Raw genomic sequence first — 21,644 nt, 5'->3', positions numbered from 1 at the left:
TGCGGCGATAGGTTCGGCCCATGAGTGCAGAGCTGACGCTCGGCGCCGAGGAAGAACTGCACCTCATCGACCTCGATTCCGGACGACTTTCCGCGAAGGCCCCGCGCCTTCTGCCCAAACTGCCCGCCGACCGGTTCGGCGCTGAACTCCAGCGCACGACCATCGAGACGAACACCCCCGTGGTGCGGACCCTCGACGACCTGAGACGGGTGATCGTCGACCTGCGCAGCGAACTGAGCGCCGCGATCGCCCCCGCCGGGGTCACGATCGCCGCTGCCGGCACCGCGCCGCGGTCGGAGTACGCCGACTTCGAGCTGACCTCCGGTGGGCGGTACGGCCGCATGCAGGAGCAGTACCGGATGCTCGTCGACGAACAGCTCATCTGCGGCCTGCAGGTGCACGTCGGTGTGAGCGACCGCGACCTGGCGGTGCAGATCGCCCAGCGGGTGGCCCCGGTGCTGCCGGTGCTGCTGGCGCTCAGTGCGTCGAGTCCGTTCTGGAACGGGCAGGACACCGGCTACTCGTCGTTCCGCAGCATCATCTGGCAGCGCTGGCCCTCGGCGGGCAGCTTCGGGCGTGTCAAGGATGCCGCCGAGTACGACGCGATGCTCGACGACCTCATCGCGTCCGGGGTGATCGCCGACAAGAAGATGGCGTACTTCGACGTGCGGCCGTCCTCGCACGCCCCGACGCTCGAGCTCCGGGTGTGCGACGCGACGCCGATCGTGGACGACGCCGTGCTCATCGCCGGGTTGTTCCGCGCCGCCGTCCGCAAGGCGGAGAAGGCGGTCGAGTCCGGAGCCGAGTGGCGACCGCGCAGCGAGCCCCTGCACCGGGCGGCGATGTGGCAGGCCGCCCGCGGTGGCCTGACCGGCGAACTGCTCGGGCTCGGGCAGCACCCGGAGCGGCTGCCCGCCGAGACCGCCGTCCGCCAGCTCGTCTCACGGCTCCGTCCGGAGCTCGAGGAGCTCGGCGACTGGGGCACGGTGGCGGAGCTCGTCGAGGACACCCTCGCCCGCGGGAACTCCACGGACCGGCAGCGCACCGCGTACGCCGAGCGCGGCGAGCTCGACGACGTCGTGGCCTCGGTCGTCGAGGACACCGCCGGGACGCCCTCCGGCCGCACCGAGCACCCGACCGTGACGCTGCCGTCGTACCGCGTTCGCGCCGGTGACGAGGCCGTCGGTCCGGGAGCCCGGCCCCGCCCCGCGTTCCGCGACCTCGCGGTGTTCTTCCGCGGGTGGGACGCCGAGACCACCATCGAACGCTGCGCCGCCCGCGACACCTGGACCCGCGAGCACGAGGTCGGCTTCGTGGTCGACGGCGGCGTCCAGGCGTTCGGCTGCGACCTCGTCCCGCGGACCGTCAGCGCCTACGAGTGGAGCCAGCTCGCCGCCGGCCTCGGGCAGCGCGCCCGCGCGATCGAGCTGTTCCTCCGGGACGCCTACGGGCCCCGGCGGATCGTGGCGGACGGCGCGATGGACGAGCGCCAGTTCGTCGGGGCCAACGGGTGGGACCCGGCGGCCGCCCGGCTGCCGCAGGACGCCGTGCGTGCGCCCGTGATGGGGTTCGACCTGGTCCGGAACGAGTTCGGCGGGTGGCGCGTGCTCGAGGACAACGTCCGGTCGCCCTCCGGCGTCGCGTACGGCATCGCGCTCCGCGAGCTGATGGACGAGGTGGTGCCGGACGCCCCGCGGCCGGAGCACCTGCTCGACCCGCACGGTGTGGTCGACCGCCTCCGCGACACGCTCCGCGCGAACGCGACCGCCGTGACCGGCGAACCGGACCCGGTGATCGCGCTGATCAGCGACGGCCCCGCCGCCGGCGCGTGGTTCGAGCACCGCAGGCTGGCCGACGGGGCCGGGTTGCGCCTCCTGGCCGGCTCGGACCTGGACGTCCGCGACGGACACGTCGTCGAGGCACGGACGGGTGACGTGCTGCACGGGCTGTACCTGCGCATCGACCGCGACGTCAGCGCGCTCGCGGCGGAGCACGCACCGGACCTCGGTGCGCGCATCCTCGACGTCGCCGAGGTCGGCGGTGTGCACCTGGCCAATGCGCCCGGCAACGCGCTCGTCGACGACAAGGCGATGTACGTCACCGTGCCGGACCTCATCTGGTACTACCTCGACGAGAAGCCGCTGCTCGACTCGGTCCCGACGTACCGGACCAGCATCGAGGGCGAACGGCTCTCCGTGCTCGACCGCGTCGGCGAGCTCGTGACGAAGCCCGTCGACGGCGAGGGCGGTCGGGACGTCCTGATCGGTCCGAGCGCGAGCGCTCCCGAGGTCGCCGAGCGGCGCCGCGCGATCGCCGCGGACCCCGACCGCTGGGTCGGGCAGGAGGTCGTGCAGCTGTCGTCGCACCCGACCATCGGCCCGGCCGGTCTCGACCCCCGGCACGTCGACCTGCGTGCCTTCGTCTACGTCACGGGCACGGGGCCGGACGACACCCACCTCGCCGACGTCGCGCTCACGCGGGTCGCGCCGGAGGGGAGCATGGTCGTGAACTCCTCGCGCGGCGGCGGCGCCAAGGACACCTGGATCACCGGAACGGCAGGGGACAGCTGATGTGCGGACTCGCGGGAGAACTCCGGTTCGACGGGACGGCGCCGGACGTCGCGGCCGTGGCGCGGATGACGGGCTGCCTCGTGCACCGCGGCCCCGACGGCGACGGGCTGTGGGCGCGCGGACCGGTCGCGCTCGGGCACCGACGGCTGTCGATCGTCGACCTGTCCACCGCGGGCGCGCAGCCGATGGTGCACCCCCGTGCCGGACTGACCATCGCCTACAACGGCATGGTCTACAACTACCGGCAGCTCCGCGACGAGCTGCGCGGCCGGGGCCACGAGTTCTTCTCGACCTCGGACACCGAGGTCATCCTCGCCGCGTACGCCGAGTGGGGCACCCGGTTCGTCGACCACCTGGTCGGGATGTTCGCGATCGCCATCTGGGAGCACGCCAGCGGCCGGCTCGTCCTCGCCCGCGATCGGCTCGGCATCAAGCCGCTCTACGTCGCCGAGGTCCCCGGCGGGGTGCGGTTCGCGAGCTCACTGCCCGCCGTCCTGGCCGGTGGTGGCGTCGACACGAGCATCGACCCGGTCGCCTTCGCGTCGTACATGACCTTCCACTCGATCGTCCCGGCGCCCCGCACGATCCTGTCCGGCGTCGGCAAGCTGCCGCCCGCGACCGTCCGGGTCATCGAGCGCGACGGGACCTCCCGTGACGAGACGTACTGGGAGCCCCGCTTCGAGCGCGACCCCGACAAGGCCGACTGGACCGACTCGGACTGGCAGGAGGCCTTCACCTCGAAGCTCCGCACCGCGGTCGAGCGCCGCATGGTCGCCGACGTCCCGGTCGGCGTGCTGCTCTCCGGCGGGATCGACTCCTCGCTCGTCGTGGCACTGCTCGCCGAGGCCGGGCAGCAGGACCTCGCCACGTTCAGCATCGGCTTCGAGTCGGCCGGTGGCGAGTCCGGCGACGAGTTCGAGTACTCCGACGAGGTCGCGCGCCACTTCGGCACCGACCACCACCGCATCCGCATCCCCTCGTCGCGCCTGCTCGACGGCATCGACGGCGCGATCGGCGCGATGAGCGAGCCGATGGTCAGCCACGACTGCGTCGCCTTCTACCTGCTCTCGGAAGAGGTGTCGCAGCACGTCAAGGTCGTGCAGTCCGGGCAGGGTGCGGACGAGGTGCTCGGCGGCTACAGCTGGTACCCGCCGCTCGCCTCCGTCCCGCGGGACCAGGCCGCGGAGGTCTACCGCTCGGTGTTCATGGACCGCCGGTGGCCGGCACTCCAACCCCTGCTCGGGGAGCGCTGGCGGAGCGACGACGACACGCCCTCGGCGTTCGTGGACGCCGCGTTCGCCGTGCCGGGCGCCGAGACCAGCGTCGACGCCGCGCTCCGCAGCGACACGATGACGATGCTCGTCGACGACCCGGTGAAGCGCGTCGACAACATGACGATGGCGTGGGGACTCGAGGCGCGCGTGCCGTTCCTCGACCACGAGTTCGTCGAGTTCGCCGGCGCGATCCCACCCGAGCTCAAGCTCGCGGACGGCGGCAAGGGCGTCATGAAGCGCGCGGCCCGCGGCATCGTCCCCGACGCCGTCATCGACCGGACGAAGGGGTACTTCCCGGTGCCGGCGATCCGGCAGCTCGAGGGTCCGTACCTCGAGCGCGTCCGGCAGGCGCTGCACGCCCCGGAGGCGCGGGAGCGCGGGCTCTTCGATCCGGGTACGGTCGAGCGGATGCTCCAGGACCCGAACAGCACGCGGACCGAGATCGGCGCGAACGCGCTCTGGCAGCTCGGCCTGATCGAGATGTGGCTGCAGCAGCAGGGGGTGCGGTGAGCGGGCCCGCCGTGCGGCCAGGAGGCGCGACCCACCTCGAGCCGTCGGCACGCGCCCGGCAGGCGGCCGACCTGGGCGAGCGCCTCGTCGCGGCCTGGGGATCGTGGGGGCCCACCATGACGCGGAACGCCCGCCGCGTCGCGTTCGTGAGCGACCGGCACGGCACCCCCGAGGTCTTCGTGCAGGACGTCGTCGTCGGCGACGAAGCACCCGAGCCCGTGCGGATCCGGCTGTCCGACGACCCCGTGATCCGGGTGACGTGGTCCTCCGACGGGGAGTGGCTCGCCGTGGCCATCGCGACCGACGGCGGCGTGAAGCAGCAGGTCTGGGTGGTCCGACCCGACGGCACCGACGCCGCGCAGATCGCCGGGTCGCGGTACCAGCACGCCGAACTCGGCCCGTGGAGCCGCAGCGGCCACCGGGTCGTGATCACCCTGCCGTCCACCGAGGCCGACCAGCCCGCCCGCTCGTACCTCGTCGACCCCGTCTCCGGCGACCGCGACGACCTCGCGGTGGGGGAGCTCATCCACATCCTCGACCTCAGCGTCGAGGAGCGCCTCGTCGTGCTCCGGGACGGGCAACGCGGCCACGAGTTCGTCGTGGTCGTCGACCGGCTCACCGACGAGAGCCACGCGCTGCTCGCCGACTCGCCGGACGGCTCGGCGGAGATCGCCTTCCTCCGACCGGCACCCGCCAGCGAGACCAGTCCGCTCGTCGCCTACGTCGCCACCGAGGCCGGGCTGCCCCGCCGCGGGCTCGTCGCCCAGCCGGTCGGCCCGCACGGATGGCGCGGCGCACCCCGGCGGATCACCGAGCGCGACGACGCCGAACTGGAGTACCTCGACGCCGACGACGCCGGCCGGACCCTGCTGCTCGTCTGGAACGTCGACGGCCGGAGCGAACTCGACCTCATCAACACGCACGACGCCTCGCGGACGCCCGTGCCGGACCTGCCCGGGTACGTCGTCACCGACCCGGTCCTCAGCCGCGACGGGCGCAGCGTGCTCCTCGCCGTCGAGGGACCCCTGCGGCCGCGGGAGCTCTGGCGCCTCGACACGAACGCGCTGACGTGGAGCCGGGTCACCGGCGTCCCCGGGCTGCCCGAGGTGCCCCTGGTCGAGCCGACGCTCGAGCGCTTCGCGGCGCGCGACGGACTGGAGATCACCGGCTGGCTGTACCGGGCGGTGGAGCCGGCCACGTCGTCGACCGGTGGTGGTCCCGACGTCGGTGCCGTGCCTCCCGAGCCGCGCGCAGCGCTCGTCCACCTGCACGGCGGACCGGAGTCGCAGGAGCGACCCACCTTCTCCCCGCAGCACCAGGCGCTCGCCGCCGCCGGCATCACCGTGTTCGCGCCGAACATCCGCGGGTCCAGCGGGTACGGGCGCGACTTCGTGCACGCCGACGACCTCGGGCTGCGCTGGAACGCGCTCGCCGACGTCGTGGACTGCGCGCGGTTCCTCGTGTCGAACGGGTACGCGGACCGCTCCCGCGTCGCCGTCGAGGGCCGCTCGTACGGCGGGTACGCCACCCTCGCGTCCCTGGCGTTCACGCCGGACGTCTTCGCGGCCGGGGTCGCCGTGTGCGGGATGAGCGACTTCGCGACCTTCTACCGGGACACCGAGCCGTGGATCGCCTCGGCGGCCGCGACGAAGTACGGGCACCCCGTGGACGACGCCGCGCTGCTCGACTCGCTGTCGCCGATGCGGGCGATCGACGACGTCACCGCGCCGCTGCTCGTCGTGCACGGCGAGCTCGACACGAACGTGCCGATCGGTGAGGCGCACCAGGTGGTCGAGGCGCTCACGGCGAGGTCGCACGACGTGGAGTACCTCGAGCTCGCGGGCGAGGGGCACGAGTACCGCCGGGCCACGTCGCGCGCGGAGCTCGTGCGGCGGATGGTGGCGTTCGTGGCGGCGCGGCTGGCGTAGCGCCTGCCGCTGGCCGCCGGCCGCTGGCCGCCGGCCCCCGGGTGCTGTGTCACGCGGTGCAACGATGTGCGGTCGGTGTCCGCGGCGTCGCAGGATGGACCCATGACGACCGATGCCCCGACGACCGACCTGACCCGACCCGGAGCGGTCGTCCTGACCACCGCGACGGACGTCGAGGCCGTCGTCGACCACGCCCGCAACACCTACGCCGCCGCCGTCGTCGCGGACACGGCCGGCTGGGAGGACGGGGACCGGCGCCGCCTCGAGGACCTCGGCTTCCGCGGCGGCGACCCCCGCGGCGCGGCGGTGCGGACGCTCGACCTCACGATCGCCGACGACGGCACCCCGACCCGGCTGCTCGACAACCCCGCGCTCGCGTCCCTGAACGGCGAGCACGCCCGGTTCGCCGAGCGTCGCGGCGACATCGCGCGGTACCTGCCCGACGTGTCGGTCTGGACCGGGATCCCGGAGCGACCGACGGCCGCGGACTGGGACGACGTGCGCGCGCTGCTCGGACCCGGTGCGGTGTTCGGCGTCGGTGCGTCCGCCGTCCTCCCCGAGGGCTGGCACGCCGTCGAGGGTTCCGGGGGCGTGCAGCTCACCGGCGAGGACATCGAGGGCGCTCCGGACCCCGGGGCCGTCGAGCTCACCCCGGACGACGTCCCCGAGATCCTCGAGCTCATCGCCCGCACGAAGCCCGGGCCGTTCCTGCCCCGCACGATCGAGCTCGGCCGGTACGTCGGCGTCCGGCGCGAGGGCCGCCTCATCGCGATGGCCGGGGAGCGCCTGCACCCGCCGGGGTGGACCGAGATCAGCGCGGTGTGCACGGACGCCGACTTCCGCGGGCAGGGGCTCGGACGACGCCTCGTGCTCGACGTCGCGCACGGCATCCGCGCGCGGGGCGAGACGCCGCTCATGCACGCCGCCGCCGGCAACACCGGGGCGATCGGGCTGTACCAGCACCTCGGGTTCCGGTTGCGGGAGCGGGGTGCGCCGCGGTTCGTGCGGGTGCCCTGAGCACAGTCTCGGCGCGTGTGCACGGCCAGTTCGGGGGGTTGACCGCGCCGTCCGGGGGTCCGCACACTGACTGCGCCCGGCAGGGGGCTGCCGGTACAGGGGACCAGGAGGGTCGACAACGTGCGGATGTCCACCGTGACCGCAGGGGCGGTCGTGCTCGGGATCGCGCTCGCCGCGGTCGTCACCACGTCGGTCGGCGTCCCGCACGCCGATGCCGCACCGTCCTGCCGCGGGGACCGGATCACCGTCGCCGCGCTGTCGTCGGGGTGTGCCGTGTCGTCCGGCACGGTGGTGCTGCCGGACGGTCGGCAGTTCCGGGTGCCGCCGGTCGGGACGACGGTCTCCGCGATGCCGGTCGGCGCCGCGGGCAGTGCCGACGACGGGGACGTGTCGGTGACGAACACCGGCCGCTCAGGCGTCGCGGTCCTCGTGCACGACCAGTGGTCCGGGGCGCCGGCAGCCATCCGCCAGGAGCGTGCCGCCCTCGCGCACCGGACGCTCCCGGGCGGTTCCGGACTCCGGGCCACGGGCGGAGCGGCATCGTCGACGGCGGCCACGGGCAAGTCGTCCAGCTGCTCCGCGACGGCGTACACGAAGCTCGGGTTCCGCTGGGCAGACACCGTCGAGTGGAGTTACAACCCGAACAACCAGAAGGTGTCCGGCGCAGCAGCCATCGGCGCCGGTGCCGACGCCTGGACCGGGACCACGTCGGCGTGCGGCCGGACGGTGAAGTCGACGGCGGACGACACGCCCCTCGGCAGCCGGAAGCGCGCGATGGGCGTCACCGCCACCGGTGGCTGCGGCGCGTCCGACGGCTCGAACATGGTCGGGTGGGGATCGCTGCGCGCCGGGACCCTCGCGGTGACCTGCGTCTGGTCGCGCTCGGGCGTCGCGGTCGAGGCCGACCAGCGGTACTCGACGTCGGTCGACTGGTCCGCCGCGTCGACCTGCTCGGGGAAGCGCTTCGACCTGCGCGGGGTCGCCACGCACGAATGGGGGCACGCGTACGGCCTCGGGCACACCGCGGCGACGAGCGGCCTCGTGATGAAGCCCGCGTCGACGACGTGCGAGACCGGCCAGCGGACCCTCGGCCTCGGCGACCTGATCGGCATCGACGCGCTCTACTGATCCGGACCGGGGCGAGGCGCCCGTGATCCTGGATTCTCTAGGATCGATGCATGTCGACCACGATGCCGGGCTTCGGGACCGAGCGCATCACCCAGCTCGGGCTGCGCGACCGCGTCTACGACCGGGTGCTCGAGGTCCTGATGGGGCACGACGTCGAACCGGGCATGCGCCTGTCGATCGACGGACTGGCCCGCTCCCTCGGCGTCTCGCCGACCCCGGTGCGCGAGGCGCTCGTGCAGCTCGAACGCACCGGGCTCGTCACGCGTGAGGCCAACAAGGGGTACCGGGTGTCCCCGCCGCTCGCCGGCGACCAGCTCGAGGCCCTCTTCGACGCCCGGCTCATCGTGGAGTCGGGGGCCGTCGAGCTGGCTGCGCGCGGCGACGTCCCCGCCCTGCGGTCACGGTTGGCGACGGCGCTCGCCGAGCAGGCGGCCGTGGCCGAGGAGATCGCCGCGATCGGTGCGGGTGCGGCGTCCGAGGAGCTGATGGCGCGGTTCTTCCGTACCGACTGGCAGTTCCACCAGGTCGTCTTCGACGCGACGCGGAACCCGTTCCTCGAGGAGATGTCCGAGATCATCACGACCCGCGTCCACCGGATGCGGCAGATCGTCGAGGGTGGTGGCGACGACACCGACCGTGCCGTGCAGGAGCACCGCGCAGTCCTCGACGCACTGGCCGAGGACCCGGCATCGGCGGTCGCGGCGATGCGGCACCACATCGACGCCGTGCGGCTGCGGTCGCGAGCGGACGCGTCGCACACCGCCTGATCCGGCCCGGGCGGACGCCCGTCCCGAGGTTCGGGTCAACGGGACGGGCGTCCTGATCCTCCGTGCCCGCCCTCCTTCGGAGCCCCCCGGACGAGGGGTTTGGTCCGATCGGTTGCGATTCTCCGACGACAGAGTATCTTTCCTATAGGAAAGAGGTTCGATGACGAACCCCGACATGCGAAGGAGCATCCCGTGAGCACACCGCAGGACTGGGTCGACCAAGACTGGGACTCCAGCAGCTGGACGGCCGACACCTGGCCGATCGCGACGTGTCTGCACGGGTTCCCGCAGGTGACGCGGGACGGCGTCGCCTTCCACGACGCTGACCCGGCCGTGTGGGACGACGTGTTCGCCCAGATCGAGGCCGTCGGGTTCTCGCTCGCCGAACTCGCCGACAGCCACATCCGGCCCGCCGACCTCGAACGGTCCCGCCGCGACGAGCTGTTCGCGATCGCGAAGGCTCACGGCGTCGGCATCCCGTCGGTGCACCTGCAGCGCAAGAGCGTCGTCCAGCCCGGGCACGAGGAGGACAACCTCGCCTACGCCCACCGCACGATCGATGCGGCGGCCGAGTGGGGCATGCAGGTGTTCTCGACGGGGCTCCACCAGCCGTTCAACGAGGCCCAGCGGAAGGCGCTCTGGTTCTGGACCGCGCAGGGCCCGAAGGACCCGGACGACGCGGAGGTCCGTGCCGCTGCCGTGTCCCGTCTGCGTGAGCTCGGCGAGCACGCCGCGAGCGTCGGACTCCCGATGGCGCTGGAGCTGTACGAGGACACCTACCTCGGCACCGCGGACAGCGCCGTCCGACTCGTCGAGGAGATCGGCCTCGACAACGTCGGGCTGAACGCCGACGTCGCGAACCTCATCCGCCTGCACCGTCCGGTCGAGGACTGGAAGGAGCTGTTCGCGAAGACCCTGCCGTACACGAACTACCTCCACGTGAAGAACTACACGCGGGACGAGGCCGGCGACGGCAGCTGGGCGACGAGCGCGCCGAGCACCATGGAGGCCGGACTCATCAACTACCGCCAGGTCCTGCGCGACGCGGTCGCCGACGGCTTCCGCGGGATCGTCATGACCGAGCAGTACGGCGGGGACAGCCTCGGCGTCTGCGCCACCAACCAGCAGTACATCCGTTCCGTCCTCGCCACCTCGGTGGTCGGGGCGACGAAGCAAGGAGTCACCCGATGAGCACCCTCGACATCGCCGTCGTCGGATCCGGCTACATGGGCGGCGGGATCGCCCAGGTCCTCGCCCTCGCCGGTCACACCGTCCGGATCGCCGACGTCTCGGCGGAGATCGCCGCGTCCAACCGCGCCCGGCTCATCACCGAGACGGAGCAGTTCGTCGCGGACGGGCTGTTCCCCGCTGATGCCGTGTCGCGGGTGGACGCCCACCTCAGCGCCGCCGCCTCGATCGAGGAAGCGGTCGCCTCGGCCGACTTCATCGAGGAGGCCGTCCCCGAGAAGCTCGAGATCAAGCACGCGACGCTCCGGCGCATCAGCGAGGCCGCCCGCCCGGACGCCGTCATCGGCTCGAACACGTCGACGATCCTCATCGAGTCGCTGGCCGAGGCCGTCGTGGGTCCGGAGCGGTTCCTCGGCGTGCACTTCTCGAACCCGGCGCCGTTCATCCCCGGCGTCGAGCTCATCCCGCACCCGACGACGAACGAGCACGCGATCACGGTCGGCGAGACCGTCGTCGCGGCCACGGGCAAGCAGTCCGCGCGGGTGAAGGACTCGACCGGGTTCGTGCTGAACCGCCTGCAGTACGCACTGTTCGAGGAAGCCACGAAGATCGCCGACGAGGGCATCGCGACCCCCGACGACATCGACACCATCGTGCGGACCACGTTCGGCTTCCGCCTGCCGTTCTTCGGCCCGTTCGCGATCGCCGACATGGCCGGACTCGACGTGTACGCGTTCTGCTTCGAGTCGCTGCAGACCCGCTGGCCCGAGCGCTTCGCGACCCCGCCGTCGCTGCAGCAGCACGTCGACGCGGGCGAGCTCGGCACGAAGTCGGGTGCCGGGTACCTCGAGGTGCCCGCCGACCGCACGCCGGAACTCGTCGCCTACCGCAACAAGGCCTACGTCGCGATGCAGAAGCTCCTCGACGAGCTCGGCCCGGCCCCGATCCACTGAGGCGGAACACCATGGACAACGAACAGCAGCACCGCACCGCCGTCCTGACCGGAGCCGCATCGCCCCGGGGGATCGGCCGCGCCACCGCCCACCACCTCGCCGAGGCCGGGTGGGACATCGGCATCATCGACCTCGACCAGGACGCCAGCGCGGCGGTCGCCACCGAGATCCGCGAGCAGCACGGCGTCCGGGCCGTCGGGGTGGGCGCGAACGTCGCCGACGAGACCGCCGTCCGGGCCGCCTTCGACACGATCGAGGCCGAGCTCCACCCGATCGTCGCCCTGGTCAACCTCGCCGGGGTGTCCTCGGCGCACGCGTACCTCGACCTCCCGGAGGGGGAGTGGCACCGCGTGCTGTCGATCAACCTCGACGGCGTGCACTTCGCGAGCCTGCGGGCGGCGGAGTCGATGGTGCGGAACGGCTACGGCCGCATCGTGAACCTGTCGTCGGTCTCCGCCCAGCGCGGCGGCGGCACCTTCAGCAAGACCCCGTACACGGTCGCGAAGGCCGGCGTGATCGGTCTGACCCGCGGCCTCGCCCGCGAGCTCGGGCCGCAGGGCGTCACCGTCAACGCGATCGCGCCCGGTCCGATCGACACCGACATCATGGGCGGCACCCTGACCGAGGAGCGCAAGACCGTGATGGCCGCCGACGGCGTGCTGCCGCGGATCGGCACCCCGAGGGACATCGCCGCCGCGATCGCCTACCTCATCAGCGAGGACGCCGGGTTCGTCACGGGCCAGACGCTGAACGTCGACGGCGGCCTGTACATGCACTGACGGGTCCACCGTCCCCTCCACAACCACCGCACCGTGCTCGCAAAGGAGCGAACCCGTGTCACTTCCCCCTGCCCCCGCGCTCGGGTCCACGCACGACCCGGCCCTGAAGTCGGCGATCGGCAAGGCGACGAAGCACCTCATGCCGATGCTCGTCATCCTGTACTTCGTCGCGTTCCTCGACCGCACCAACGTCGGGTTCGCAGAGGAGGCCCTGAGCGTCGACCGCGGCATCTCCGACGCCGCCTTCGCGCTCGGTGCCGGCATCTTCTTCATCGGCTACGCGATCTTCGAGATCCCGTCCAACCTGCTGCTCAAGCGCCTGGGTGCACGCTTCTGGCTCGCCCGCATCGCGATCACGTGGGGCATCGTCGCCGCGCTGTTCTCGTTCACGACGAACGACACGATGTTCATCATCCTGCGGTTCATCCTCGGCGTGACCGAGGCCGGACTCTTCCCCGGCGTGATCATGTACCTGTCCGAGTGGTTCCCGAACAAGGTCCGCGTGCGGATGTTCGCGATCTTCTACCTGGCGCAGCCGTTCTCGCAGATGATCGGCGCACCGCTGTCCGGCGGACTGATCAGCTTCGGCGACCAGGCCACCCCGTTCCACGGCTGGCAGGTGATGTTCGCGGGTGAGGGACTGCTCGCGGTCCTGGCCGGCATCGCGGCACTGGTGTTCCTGACGAACAGTCCGCAGCAGGCGAAGTGGCTCGAGCCGGGGGAGAAGGACTCGCTCACGGCAGCGATGGCCCGCGAGGACACCGCCCGCAGCGAGGACGGCCCGACGGGCATCTGGAAGGCGTTGGCCAGCGGTCGCGTCTGGTACTTCACGATCATCTACTTCTGCCTGCAGGTCGCCGTGTACGGCACGACGTTCTACCTGCCGCAGCAGGTCTCGTCGCTGCTCGGCCAGGACGTCGGCTGGCAGGTCGGGCTGGTCGCGGCGATCCCGTGGCTCGTCGGGCTCGTCGCCTGCTACCTCGTCGGCTCGCGGGCGGACACCGTCGGGCGTCGTCGACGCTGGGGCACCTGGTTCTACATCACCACCGGCCTGTCGATCCTCGGGTCCGCCTGGGCCGGCGCGAACGGGCAGCCGATCCTCGGCATCCTGTTCATCACGCTGGCGGTCGCGAGCTTCCTCGCGGTGGGACCGATCACGTGGGCGTACCCGACGGCCTTCCTGACCGGGGCCGCAGCGGCCGCGGGCATCGGGCTCATCAACTCGCTCGGCAACCTCGGCGGGTTCGTCGCACCGATCATGCGCACGGCGATCAACGACGTGGTGCCGACGGACAGCGGAGCGTTCGGCATCGTGTCGCTCGGGGTCCTGGCGTTCGTGGCCGCGGTGATGATCTTCTGCACGAAGTACTTCCGTGGTGCGAAGGCGGACGAGCTGCTCGACACCACGCACGTGCGCACTCAGGGGAACGAGCGATGACCCGGCTCTTCAACGACCCGGCGGACTTCGCCGACGAGTCGACCGACGGGTTCGTCGCCGCGAACGAGCGGTGGGTCCGGAAGGTCCACGGCGGGGTCGCCCGGTCGACCACGTCGCCGGACGGCACGGTCGCGCTCGTGATCGGCGGCGGGTCCGGGCACTACCCGGCGTTCGGCGGGCTCGTCGGGCACGGGCTCGCGGCCGGTGCGGCGATGGGCAACCTGTTCGCCAGCCCGAGCGCCCAGCAGGTCACGGCGGTCGCGACGGCCTCCGAGCACGGCGGCGGGGTGCTGCTGAGCTACGGCAACTACGCCGGCGACGTCCTCAACTTCGACGCGGCCGCACGGTCGCTCGAGGCCTCCGGGATCAGCGTCCGCACGGTGCGGGTCACGGACGACGTGGTGAGCGCGCCCGCCGACCGCGCGCACGAACGGCGCGGGATCGCGGGGGACCTCTGCGTGTTCAAGGTCGCCGGAGCGGCCGCGGAACGTGGCGACGACCTCGACACCGTCACGGCGATCGCGGAGCGGGCGAACGACCGCACCCGATCGTTCGGCGTCGCGTTCTCCGGCTGCTCGCTCCCCGGCGCCGAGGAACCCCTGTTCACCGTCCCCGAGGGTCGCATGGCGATCGGCATGGGCATCCACGGCGAACGCGGCATCGACCAGACCGACGTCCCGACCGCCGACGGACTCGCCGCGCTGCTCGTCGACCGGTTGCTCGACGAGCTGCCGGCCGGGATCACCGCCGCCGGCTCCCGCGTCGTCCCGATCCTCAACGGGCTCGGGAGCGTGAAGTACGAGGAGCTCTTCGTCGTCTACCGCTCGGTGCAGCGCCGGCTCGTCGACGCGGGCGTCGTCATCGTCGAGCCCGAGGTCGGGGAGCTCGTCACGAGCTTCGACATGGCCGGCGTCTCACTGACGCTGTTCTGGCTGGACGCGGAGCTCGAAGAGCTCTGGGCCGCCCCGGCCGACACCCCCGCGTACCGCAAGGGCGGTGCCGTCCCCGCGGAGCGCGTCGCACCCTCCGTGGTGGCGGCCGACGCGGCACCCGACGAAGTCGGCCCGGCCAGCGAGGACTCCCGGGCCGTCGCCGTCCAGGTCGCCGCCGGCTTCGCCGCGGTCCGCTCGGTCATCGACGAGCACGCCGACGAACTCGGCCGCATCGACGCGGTGGCCGGTGACGGGGACCACGGCATCGGCATGCAGCGGGGATCGCACGCCGCCGCCGAGGCCGCGTCGGACGCCGTCGATCGTGGAGCCGGCGCGGGCAGCGTGCTGCGGATCGCCGGCGACGCCTGGTCCGACAAGGCCGGTGGCACGTCCGGCGCGATCTGGGGTGCGGCCCTGGAGGCACTGGGTCGCGTCCTCGGGGACGACTCGCGTCCGACGGGTGCGGACGTCGTCGAGGCCGTCGGTGCGGCGACCGAGGCGGTCCTCGCCTTCGGCGCGGTGCCCGGGGACAAGACGATGGTGGACGCGCTCGTCCCGTTCCGCGAGGCCCTCCGCGCGAGCGTCGACGACGGTGACGCGCTCCCCGATGCCTGGCGTGCGGCGGTGTCCGCCGCGCAGGACGCTGCGCAGGGCACCGCCGAGCTGCTGCCGAGGAAGGGCCGGGCGAGGACCCACGCCGAGCACGCCGTCGGGACGGTCGACCCGGGAGCGGTGTCCTTCGCGCTGATCGTGGAGGCCGTCGCGCCGTGATCACCATCGGGGTGTCGCTCAAGACGTACTTCTCGCACGTCCGGACGCTGTCGTGGGCGGCCGAGGTCGCGGACGTCGCCCGGCGACACCCCGCGGTGACCTCCGGTGCCGCGTCGCTCTTCGTGGTGCCGACGTTCCCGGCGCTCGTCCCCGTCCGCCGCATCCTGACCGACGCCGGTGCTCCCGTGCTGCTCGGCGCCCAGGACCTGTCGTGGGCCGACGCGGGGGCGTACACCGGCGAGGTCACGGGTGCGGAGCTGCGCGAGATCGGCGTCGACCTCGTCGAGATCGGCCACGCCGAACGGCGCTCCCTGTTCCACGAGACGGACGACGAGGTCGCGGGGAAGGTGCACGCCGCGTACCGCAACCACCTGCGGCCGCTGGTCTGCGTCGGGGAGCCGACCCGCGCCTCCCGAGCGGAGACCGTCGCCGAGGTGACCGCGCAGCTCGACCGGGCCGTCTCGACGGCGGTCGCGGACGGACTGGCGGGGCCGCTCGTCGTGGCGTACGAGCCGGTGTGGGCCATCGGCGCCCCGGCACCGGCGCCCGACGAGCACGTCGTGGGGGTGCTCGCGGGGATCGAGGAGCACCTGGCCACGCGGCCGGAACTCGCCGGGTCGGTCGTGATCTACGGCGGCAGTGCCGGGCCGGGGCTGCTCACCCGCGGGCAGGGGCGGATCGGCGGCCTGTTCCTGGGGCGGTTCGCGCACGACCCGGCGGCGATCGCCGCGATCCTCGACGAGGTGGCGGCGCTCGACGTCAGCTGATCTGGTCCTGGACGGGTCGCGGTGCACGCCCGAGCAGCTGGCCGAGCAGCGGGTCGGTCCCGGCGAAGCGGCCCTGTCCCGCTGCCTGGTACATGCCGAGCAGGAAGCCGGCCATGTGCGGGTCCTGGCCGGCGGCGGTCGACCGGGCCAGCCACTCGTCCTCGCCCAGTACCTCGAACCCGATCGTGCGGCCGGAGCGCTCGGACGCGAACTCCGCGAGCTCGCCGAACGTCGGTGCCGTCGGCGCGGTGAGCGTGACGGGGCCGTCGTACGGCTCGTCGGCGAGCAGGATGCGGGCGGCTGCTTCGGCGGCGTCCTCGCGAGCGGTCCACGACACCGGGCCGTCGACGGGGACCGAGACCGCGCCCGTCGACTGCCACGGTCCCATCAACCAGGCCGTGCTGTGCGCGTAGAAGCCGTTGCGCAGGCTCGTCCACGGCAACCCGGAGGCGCGGAGCAGGTCCTCGGTCGCGGCGTGGCCGTCGGCCGGTGCGAACGGCGAGCCGTGGGCTGCGCCCTGGTGGCTCGTGTACAGGATCCGTCCCACCCCGGCGTGCACGGCGGCGTCGATGGCCGCGCGGTGCAGCGCGACGGCATCGGCGCCCGCGTCGTTCGAGGAGACGAGCAGCAGCTGGTCCGCACCCGAGAAGGCCGCGGGGAGCGAGTCGGGCTCGGCGTAGTCGCCCTGGCGGACCGCGACCCCGCGATCGGTGAAGCGCTGCGCCCGGCTCGGGTCGCGGGTCACGACGGCGAGCCCCGACGGGTCGAGGTGCTCGAGGAGGTGGTCCGCGGTGGCGCCGTTGAGTGCGCCGGTGGCGCCGGTGATGACGATCATGGTTGCTCCGTACCGTTGGTAACCGATTGGTGTGATCGAAGGTAACACACTGCTATCGCTGCTTTGTTATCGTTGTTCCGTGATCGAGCAGGCAACGCAGCGAGACGAGACGCGGGCACGGATCGTCGAGGTCGCCGGTGCGATGCTCCGTGAGCGGGGGGCCGCGGCGGTGACCACGCGCGCCGTCGCCGAGGGTGCCGGGGTGCAGGCCCCGACGATCTACCGACTGTTCGGCGACAAGGACGGCCTGCTCGAGGCCGTCGCGGAACACGCGATGTCCACCTTCGCCGCGGTCAAGGCCGAGGCGGTCCGGGCTGCACGGGACGAGCGCACCGATCCCGTCGATGACCTCCGGCACGGGTGGTCGATGACGATCGGCTTCGGTCTCGCGAACCCCGACCTCTTCGTGCTGCTCAGCGACCCCGAGCGAGGACGGCGCTCGGCGGCGGCACGGGCCGGGACCGCACTGCTCGCCGAGCGCATCCGGCGCGTCGCCGAAGCCGGACGGCTCGCCGTCCCGGAACGCCTGGCGGTGGACCTCGTGCACGCGGCTGGGACGGGGGCGGTGCTGGCGATCCTGTCGACACCGGCGGACGAACGCGATCCGAGCCTGGCGGACGAGGCGTTCGCGGCGGTGTCGGGGAGGATCCTCGTGGCGGACCCGCCGGAGCCATCGGCGTCGCCGGCTGCGGACGCCGTGACGACTGCCGCGATCACGCTGCGGGCGGTCGCGTCGGACCTCGACGTGCTCTCGGTCGCCGAGCGCGCAGTGCTCGCCGAGTGGCTCGACCGGGTGGCCGGCCAGCGCTAGGTCGACGCCGGCGCGTCAAGCGTCGCGTGCGCCCGCCAGCCCGTGGTCGTGCGCGTACACCACGAGCTGCACCCGGTCCCGCAGCGCGAGCTTCCCGAGGATGCTCGAGATCTGCGTCTTCACCGTGGACTCCGTGACGAACTCCTTCGCCGCGATCTCCGCGTTCGACAACCCGCGCGAGGCCCAGCCGAACACGATGCGCTCCCGGTCCGTCAGTGACTGGAACGCCTCGGGCTGCGGAGCCGGCGCGCGCTCGACGTCGGCACCGAACAGCTGCGAGAGATCGTTCGGCGCGATCACCGAGCTCCCCTCGTGCACCGCCCGGACGGCCGCGAACAGGAACGGCGGCGTGGTGTCCTTCAGCAGGAACCCGCTCGCGCCGAGGCGGATCGCGGTGGCGGCAGCGGGGTCGAGGCCGAACGTCGTCAGCACGACCACGCGGGGGAGCGGCCCCTCGACCGCGCCGGAGAACAGCTGCCGGACGGTCTCGACCCCGTCCATGCCCGACATCCGCATGTCGAGGAGCATCACGTCCGGTCGCAGCTCGGGGATGCGCGCCAGGGCCTCGGCACCGTCGGACGCCTCGCCGACGACGACCATGTCGTCCTGGGCGTCGAGCACGACGCGGAGGCCGGCTCGGAACAGTGCCTGGTCGTCGGTGAGCAGGATGCGGATCGGATCGGTCATCGGTTGGTCCCCCCAAGGACGTCGAACGGGATGCGGGCACGTGCGGCGAACACGTCGTCGAGGACGGCGGCGTCGAAGGACCCGCCGAGTGCGGTGAGCCGGGACTGCATGCCGGCGAGGCCACGGCCGGACCCGCGGGTGCTCACCGGCGGGACGGCGACGGGGCCGGTCCCGACGGCGACCGGGCCGGTCCCGACGGTGCCGGCGCCGGGCGCGGCCGTCCCGGCGGTCGGGACGAGGTTCTCGACCTCGAGCACCAGGTCGGCCGACCGCCACGTCTCCCGCACCGTCACCGGCATCCCGGGGGCACCGTGTCGGAGCGCGTTCGTGAGCATCTCCTGCAGCACCCGGCGGGCGGCGGTCCCGCTCTCCGGACCGAGCACCACCGGGACCCCGCGGACGGCCTGGTCGACGTCGACCCCGGCCTCGCGGATGCCCTGCACGATCTCCTCCAGCGACCCCGGGTCGGTCGAGGCGCCGGAGCCGTCGATGTGCCCGAGCACCTGCCGGACCTCGACGAGGGAGCTCCGGGCGGTGCTCGCGATCGTGGCGCTCACCTCGCGGATGCGGGCCTCGTCGGCGAGGAACGGCACCGAGTCGGCCTGCGCGATGATCACGGCGAGGGAGTGGCCGACCACGTCGTGCACGTCGCGGGCGATGTCCGCTCGGATCCGCTCGGACTCGGCGACGTCGATGGCCCGGGTGGCGGTGGCCTCGGCCTCGGTGGCGACGGCCTCGGCTCGGGACGCAGCGGCCTCGGCGTCCGCCCGGCGTTCGGACTCGCGGTCCCGCGAACGGAAGGCCCGGACGGCGACCCCGCCCGCCCAGACCCCGAGGAGCGCCGTCACCGGTGCGGCCATCGCCAGGAACGCCTGGTCGCGCGGGCCGTTGATGAGGACGAGGAACCGGAAGCCGGTGAGTGCGAGGTAGAGCGTCGCGCTGATGCCGGCAACGAACGCCAGCAGGCCGGACACGATGACCTCTCCGCGCGTGCCGACGACCGCCGCCGTGCCGATGACCACGAAGATGGCGATGTCGACGAGCGACGGCCGCTCGCCGCCGCCGACCTGGACGATGCCGAGGACGACGATCATGAGCATCGCCGCGGACGGTGAGACCCGTCGGAGCGCGATCGCCCCGGCCGCGGCGAGGACCGCGAAGAAGCTCGCGTGTTCGAGCTCGAGGTCGATCGGGAGCAGGAAGACGAACGCCGCGAAGACCGCCCATGCCACGTCGATGATGATCGAGCGGGTGGCGAGCGGCCGGATGAACGTGCGCCGTTCCGTCACGGCACGATCATCGCACGGGGGCGTCGTCCGCCGGTCACGGGACCGGCGACATCGCGATGAGGGCGGTGGCCGTGACCGTGACGATCGCGGCGCAGACCAGCAGGGTGGCGATCGTGTGCTTCGTCGAGGACTCCATGCTCCGAGCCTCGCCGAGCGGCGCGCGCCGGGCATCGGGCGCACGGGTGAACGCGTTCATCCGCACGGATGAAGGCGTCTGGTCCGTCGCGACGCGACCGGGTGGCGGCCAGGAGGCGCGGGTCGGGCCCGCACCGCGCCTCCAGGCCCGCGATTCGCACGGATCTGCCGGACCCGCCCGTCGGTCAGATGGTGATCTGGCCCAGCACGCGGTGGGCGATCGAGATCGACTCACCGGACACCACCGACAGCGGCGACGCGAGGAACGCGACGAGGTCCGCGATCTGCTGCGGGCTGGAGTCGCCGGGGCCACCGGGGCGGACCTCGGTGCTGGGGGTGTCCGTCACCAGCCCCGGATTGACGACGTTCACCGTGACGCCGGAGCCGGCGGCCTCGTCGGCGAGGTTCTTCGCGATGACGCTCACCGCGGTGTTGCGGAGCGACGCGGTGATGTTGCCCGACAGGTAGGCGTTCTGTCCGCTGATCACGACGACGCGTCCGAACCCGGCCTCACGCTGGGTGGGCAGCACCGCGTTGGCCACGCGGAGGAATCCGAGTGCCTTGCCGTCGATCGCGGTGAGGACCTGCTCGGGGTCGGACTTCTTCGCCGGGTCGAGGGTGCCGGCGCTCGGGGCCGCGGTGACGACGAGGGCGTCGATGCGGCCGTGCTGCTCGAGCACCCGTGCGACTCCGGCATCGACGGAGGCCTGGGCGGCGGTGTCGATCGCGACGCTGTCGGGGGAGTCGCCGGCGCTCCGGGAGGCCACGACGACGGTCGCCCCCTCGGCCCGGAGTCGATCGGCGACGGCGGCGCCGATGTACCCCTTCCCTCCGACGACGAGCGCGACACGGTTCTTGAGTTCGAGGTCCACGCCGTCACGCTACGCCCGGAACGCCTCGGGCTCGGCACACGTCGTGCACCGAGCCCGAGGCGTCGTCGGTTCGATCAGCTGCGGCGCCCGCTCCCGCCGACCGTCAGGAGGGCGCCGGTGTCGGTCTCGTCCGCACGCGGCGGCTCGAACAGGCCCGAGTACGCCCGGACGGCGCTCCAGCCCGCGATGAGCAGGACGGTGCCGGCGACGGCGGCGACCCACGGCACCACGGCCCACCGGTCCCAGAGCGACGGGACGGCCAGCCACGTCAGGAAGTTCCCCGCGAGGCCGCCCGTCGCCCCGAGCAGGACCGCGGTCCGTCGGTCGAGACTGGACAGCGCGAGCGCGACCGTCACGGCGGCGATCGCGGCCAGGGCGTTGACGAGGTCGAACACGGCTGCCGCTCCTACTCCCCGCTGCCGACGGCGAGCTGCTCGCGGCCACCGCCCGTGGTGACGGCGATCTTGCGGGGCTTCGCCGACTCCTTCACGGGGATCGTGACGCTCAGGACGCCGTTGTCGTAGCCGGCCGTGATGCGCTCGGCGTCGAGGCCGTCGCCGAGCGTCAGCTGACGGACGTACGTGCCCGGCTGGCGCTCTCGGGTGAGCCACTGCGAGCCCTCGGGAGCGCCGAGGGTGCGCTCGGCGCGGATGGTCAGGACCGAGCCGTCCACGTCGATGTCGACGGAACCCGGGTCGATGCCGGGCAGGTCGACGTCGAGGACGTAGTGGTCACCCGTGCGGTAGAGGTCCATCGGCATCGAGCGGGGGCCCGCGGTGCCGAGGAGGGAGCCGGCGAGACGGTCCAGCTCGCGGAACGGATCGAAGTTCATCGTCATCGGTGTCAACTCCTTCGTGTCTGGTGTTGAGTCCCCTCGACTCAACTGCGACATGTTTTAGCACTCAAGCCTGGCGAGTGCCAAAAGAACGCTCGGAATCCGCTCGGAGCCGGGGATCCGCGGCGACAGGGAATGACAGCGATGTAGTTCGGCTG

The 21,644-nt window shown here is 72.7% G+C and carries 19 protein-coding genes; 13 read left to right on the top strand and 6 right to left on the bottom strand.

The window, feature by feature from the left end; translation table 11 throughout:
• Nucleotides 1-20 precede the first annotated feature (20 nt).
• The 12 genes from JSX79_RS00545 to JSX79_RS00490 all read left to right on the top strand — a co-directional run bounded on the left by JSX79_RS00545 (nt 21) and on the right by JSX79_RS00490 (nt 16,022).
• Nucleotides 21-2,570 (top strand): carboxylate--amine ligase/circularly permuted type 2 ATP-grasp protein, encoded by a 2,550-nt coding sequence (locus tag JSX79_RS00545; RefSeq protein ID WP_229084638.1) that lies wholly within the window; start codon nt 21-23, stop codon nt 2,568-2,570.
• Nucleotides 2,570-4,354 (top strand): N-acetylglutaminylglutamine amidotransferase, encoded by a 1,785-nt coding sequence (locus JSX79_RS00540; protein ID WP_229084637.1) that lies wholly within the window; start codon nt 2,570-2,572, stop codon nt 4,352-4,354. The genes JSX79_RS00545 and JSX79_RS00540 overlap by 1 nt, the downstream gene beginning before the upstream one ends.
• The gene (locus JSX79_RS00535; protein WP_229084636.1) at nt 4,351-6,282 is read left to right on the top strand and encodes a prolyl oligopeptidase family serine peptidase; all 1,932 of its coding nucleotides are present in this window, start codon (nt 4,351-4,353) and stop codon (nt 6,280-6,282) included. Before JSX79_RS00540 ends, JSX79_RS00535 begins: the two co-directional genes overlap by 4 nt.
• A gap of 102 nt (nt 6,283-6,384) precedes the next feature.
• Nucleotides 6,385-7,299 carry a GNAT family N-acetyltransferase gene (locus JSX79_RS00530; RefSeq protein WP_229084635.1) on the top strand — a complete coding sequence of 305 codons (915 nt, stop codon included), beginning with the start codon at nt 6,385-6,387 and terminating at the stop codon, nt 7,297-7,299.
• 126 nt (nt 7,300-7,425) lie between these two features.
• Entirely contained in the window at nt 7,426-8,427 is a 1,002-nt protein-coding gene (locus JSX79_RS00525) for a matrixin family metalloprotease (RefSeq protein WP_229084633.1), read from the top strand.
• A gap of 50 nt (nt 8,428-8,477) precedes the next feature.
• The gene (locus tag JSX79_RS00520; RefSeq protein WP_229084631.1) at nt 8,478-9,194 is read left to right on the top strand and encodes a GntR family transcriptional regulator; all 717 of its coding nucleotides are present in this window, start codon (nt 8,478-8,480) and stop codon (nt 9,192-9,194) included.
• 192 nt (nt 9,195-9,386) lie between these two features.
• Complete coding sequence (locus JSX79_RS00515) at nt 9,387-10,385, top strand: sugar phosphate isomerase/epimerase (RefSeq protein WP_071294266.1); 999 nt, start codon at nt 9,387-9,389, stop codon at nt 10,383-10,385.
• On the top strand, nt 10,382-11,335 hold the full coding sequence (locus JSX79_RS00510; protein ID WP_092385676.1) for a 3-hydroxyacyl-CoA dehydrogenase family protein: 954 nt from the start codon (nt 10,382-10,384) through the stop codon (nt 11,333-11,335). The genes JSX79_RS00515 and JSX79_RS00510 overlap by 4 nt, the downstream gene beginning before the upstream one ends.
• Before the next feature lie 11 nt (nt 11,336-11,346).
• Nucleotides 11,347-12,114: an SDR family NAD(P)-dependent oxidoreductase gene (locus JSX79_RS00505; protein WP_229084629.1), complete on the top strand. Its 768-nt coding sequence runs from the start codon at nt 11,347-11,349 to the stop codon at nt 12,112-12,114.
• Between the two features lie 55 nt (nt 12,115-12,169).
• Nucleotides 12,170-13,552 carry an MFS transporter gene (locus JSX79_RS00500; RefSeq protein WP_229084627.1) on the top strand — a complete coding sequence of 461 codons (1,383 nt, stop codon included), beginning with the start codon at nt 12,170-12,172 and terminating at the stop codon, nt 13,550-13,552.
• Nucleotides 13,549-15,255, top strand: coding sequence for a dihydroxyacetone kinase family protein (locus JSX79_RS00495; protein WP_229084625.1), 1,707 nt, complete (start codon nt 13,549-13,551; stop codon nt 15,253-15,255). Before JSX79_RS00500 ends, JSX79_RS00495 begins: the two co-directional genes overlap by 4 nt.
• Nucleotides 15,252-16,022 (top strand): triose-phosphate isomerase family protein, encoded by a 771-nt coding sequence (locus JSX79_RS00490; RefSeq protein WP_229084624.1) that lies wholly within the window; start codon nt 15,252-15,254, stop codon nt 16,020-16,022. Before JSX79_RS00495 ends, JSX79_RS00490 begins: the two co-directional genes overlap by 4 nt.
• Here JSX79_RS00490 and JSX79_RS00485 read toward each other — a convergent pair.
• Entirely contained in the window at nt 16,015-16,857 is an 843-nt protein-coding gene (locus tag JSX79_RS00485) for an NAD(P)H-binding protein (RefSeq protein ID WP_229084622.1), read from the bottom strand. The genes JSX79_RS00490 and JSX79_RS00485 overlap by 8 nt on opposite strands.
• Nucleotides 16,858-16,936: 79 nt before the next feature.
• On the opposite strand from JSX79_RS00485, the gene JSX79_RS00480 reads away from it, so the two are divergent.
• The gene (locus JSX79_RS00480; protein ID WP_229084620.1) at nt 16,937-17,668 is read left to right on the top strand and encodes a TetR/AcrR family transcriptional regulator; all 732 of its coding nucleotides are present in this window, start codon (nt 16,937-16,939) and stop codon (nt 17,666-17,668) included.
• A 15-nt stretch (nt 17,669-17,683) separates the two neighbouring features.
• Here the strand turns inward: JSX79_RS00480 and JSX79_RS00475 are convergent, their stop codons facing one another.
• The 5 genes from JSX79_RS00475 to JSX79_RS00455 all read right to left on the bottom strand — a co-directional run bounded on the left by JSX79_RS00475 (nt 17,684) and on the right by JSX79_RS00455 (nt 21,489).
• Nucleotides 17,684-18,355 carry a response regulator transcription factor gene (locus JSX79_RS00475; RefSeq protein ID WP_070417406.1) on the bottom strand — a complete coding sequence of 224 codons (672 nt, stop codon included), beginning with the start codon at nt 18,353-18,355 and terminating at the stop codon, nt 17,684-17,686.
• Entirely contained in the window at nt 18,352-19,644 is a 1,293-nt protein-coding gene (locus JSX79_RS00470; protein WP_229084618.1) for a histidine kinase, read from the bottom strand. The genes JSX79_RS00475 and JSX79_RS00470 overlap by 4 nt, the downstream gene beginning before the upstream one ends.
• 320 nt (nt 19,645-19,964) lie before the next feature.
• Nucleotides 19,965-20,651 carry an SDR family NAD(P)-dependent oxidoreductase gene (locus JSX79_RS00465; protein WP_229084617.1) on the bottom strand — a complete coding sequence of 229 codons (687 nt, stop codon included), beginning with the start codon at nt 20,649-20,651 and terminating at the stop codon, nt 19,965-19,967.
• A gap of 74 nt (nt 20,652-20,725) precedes the next feature.
• The gene (locus JSX79_RS00460; RefSeq protein ID WP_229084615.1) at nt 20,726-21,046 is read right to left on the bottom strand and encodes a hypothetical protein; all 321 of its coding nucleotides are present in this window, start codon (nt 21,044-21,046) and stop codon (nt 20,726-20,728) included.
• An 11-nt stretch (nt 21,047-21,057) separates the two neighbouring features.
• Nucleotides 21,058-21,489 carry an Hsp20/alpha crystallin family protein gene (locus JSX79_RS00455; RefSeq protein WP_071294275.1) on the bottom strand — a complete coding sequence of 144 codons (432 nt, stop codon included), beginning with the start codon at nt 21,487-21,489 and terminating at the stop codon, nt 21,058-21,060.
• Nucleotides 21,490-21,644 lie beyond the last annotated feature (155 nt).

The organism is Curtobacterium sp. GD1 (genome assembly GCF_020882855.1).
In the GTDB taxonomy this organism is placed as follows: Bacteria; Actinomycetota; Actinomycetes; order Actinomycetales; family Microbacteriaceae; genus Curtobacterium.
The sequence above is the reverse complement of the archived record's forward strand: the minus strand, read 5'-3'. Positions and strand labels throughout refer to the sequence as shown.

Coding starts and splice junctions, on each gene's coding strand:
- JSX79_RS00545 (WP_229084638.1), top strand. CDS start 21: ATGAGTGCAGAGCTGACGCTCGGCGCCGAGGAAGAACTGCACCTCATC.
- JSX79_RS00540 (WP_229084637.1), top strand. CDS start 2,570: ATGTGCGGACTCGCGGGAGAACTCCGGTTCGACGGGACGGCGCCGGAC.
- JSX79_RS00530 (WP_229084635.1), top strand. CDS start 6,385: ATGACGACCGATGCCCCGACGACCGACCTGACCCGACCCGGAGCGGTC.
- JSX79_RS00525 (WP_229084633.1), top strand. CDS start 7,426: ATGTCCACCGTGACCGCAGGGGCGGTCGTGCTCGGGATCGCGCTCGCC.
- JSX79_RS00520 (WP_229084631.1), top strand. CDS start 8,478: ATGTCGACCACGATGCCGGGCTTCGGGACCGAGCGCATCACCCAGCTC.
- JSX79_RS00510 (WP_092385676.1), top strand. CDS start 10,382: ATGAGCACCCTCGACATCGCCGTCGTCGGATCCGGCTACATGGGCGGC.
- JSX79_RS00505 (WP_229084629.1), top strand. CDS start 11,347: ATGGACAACGAACAGCAGCACCGCACCGCCGTCCTGACCGGAGCCGCA.
- JSX79_RS00495 (WP_229084625.1), top strand. CDS start 13,549: ATGACCCGGCTCTTCAACGACCCGGCGGACTTCGCCGACGAGTCGACC.
- JSX79_RS00485 (WP_229084622.1), bottom strand. CDS start 16,857: ATGATCGTCATCACCGGCGCCACCGGCGCACTCAACGGCGCCACCGCG.
- JSX79_RS00475 (WP_070417406.1), bottom strand. CDS start 18,355: ATGACCGATCCGATCCGCATCCTGCTCACCGACGACCAGGCACTGTTC.
- JSX79_RS00455 (WP_071294275.1), bottom strand. CDS start 21,489: ATGACGATGAACTTCGATCCGTTCCGCGAGCTGGACCGTCTCGCCGGC.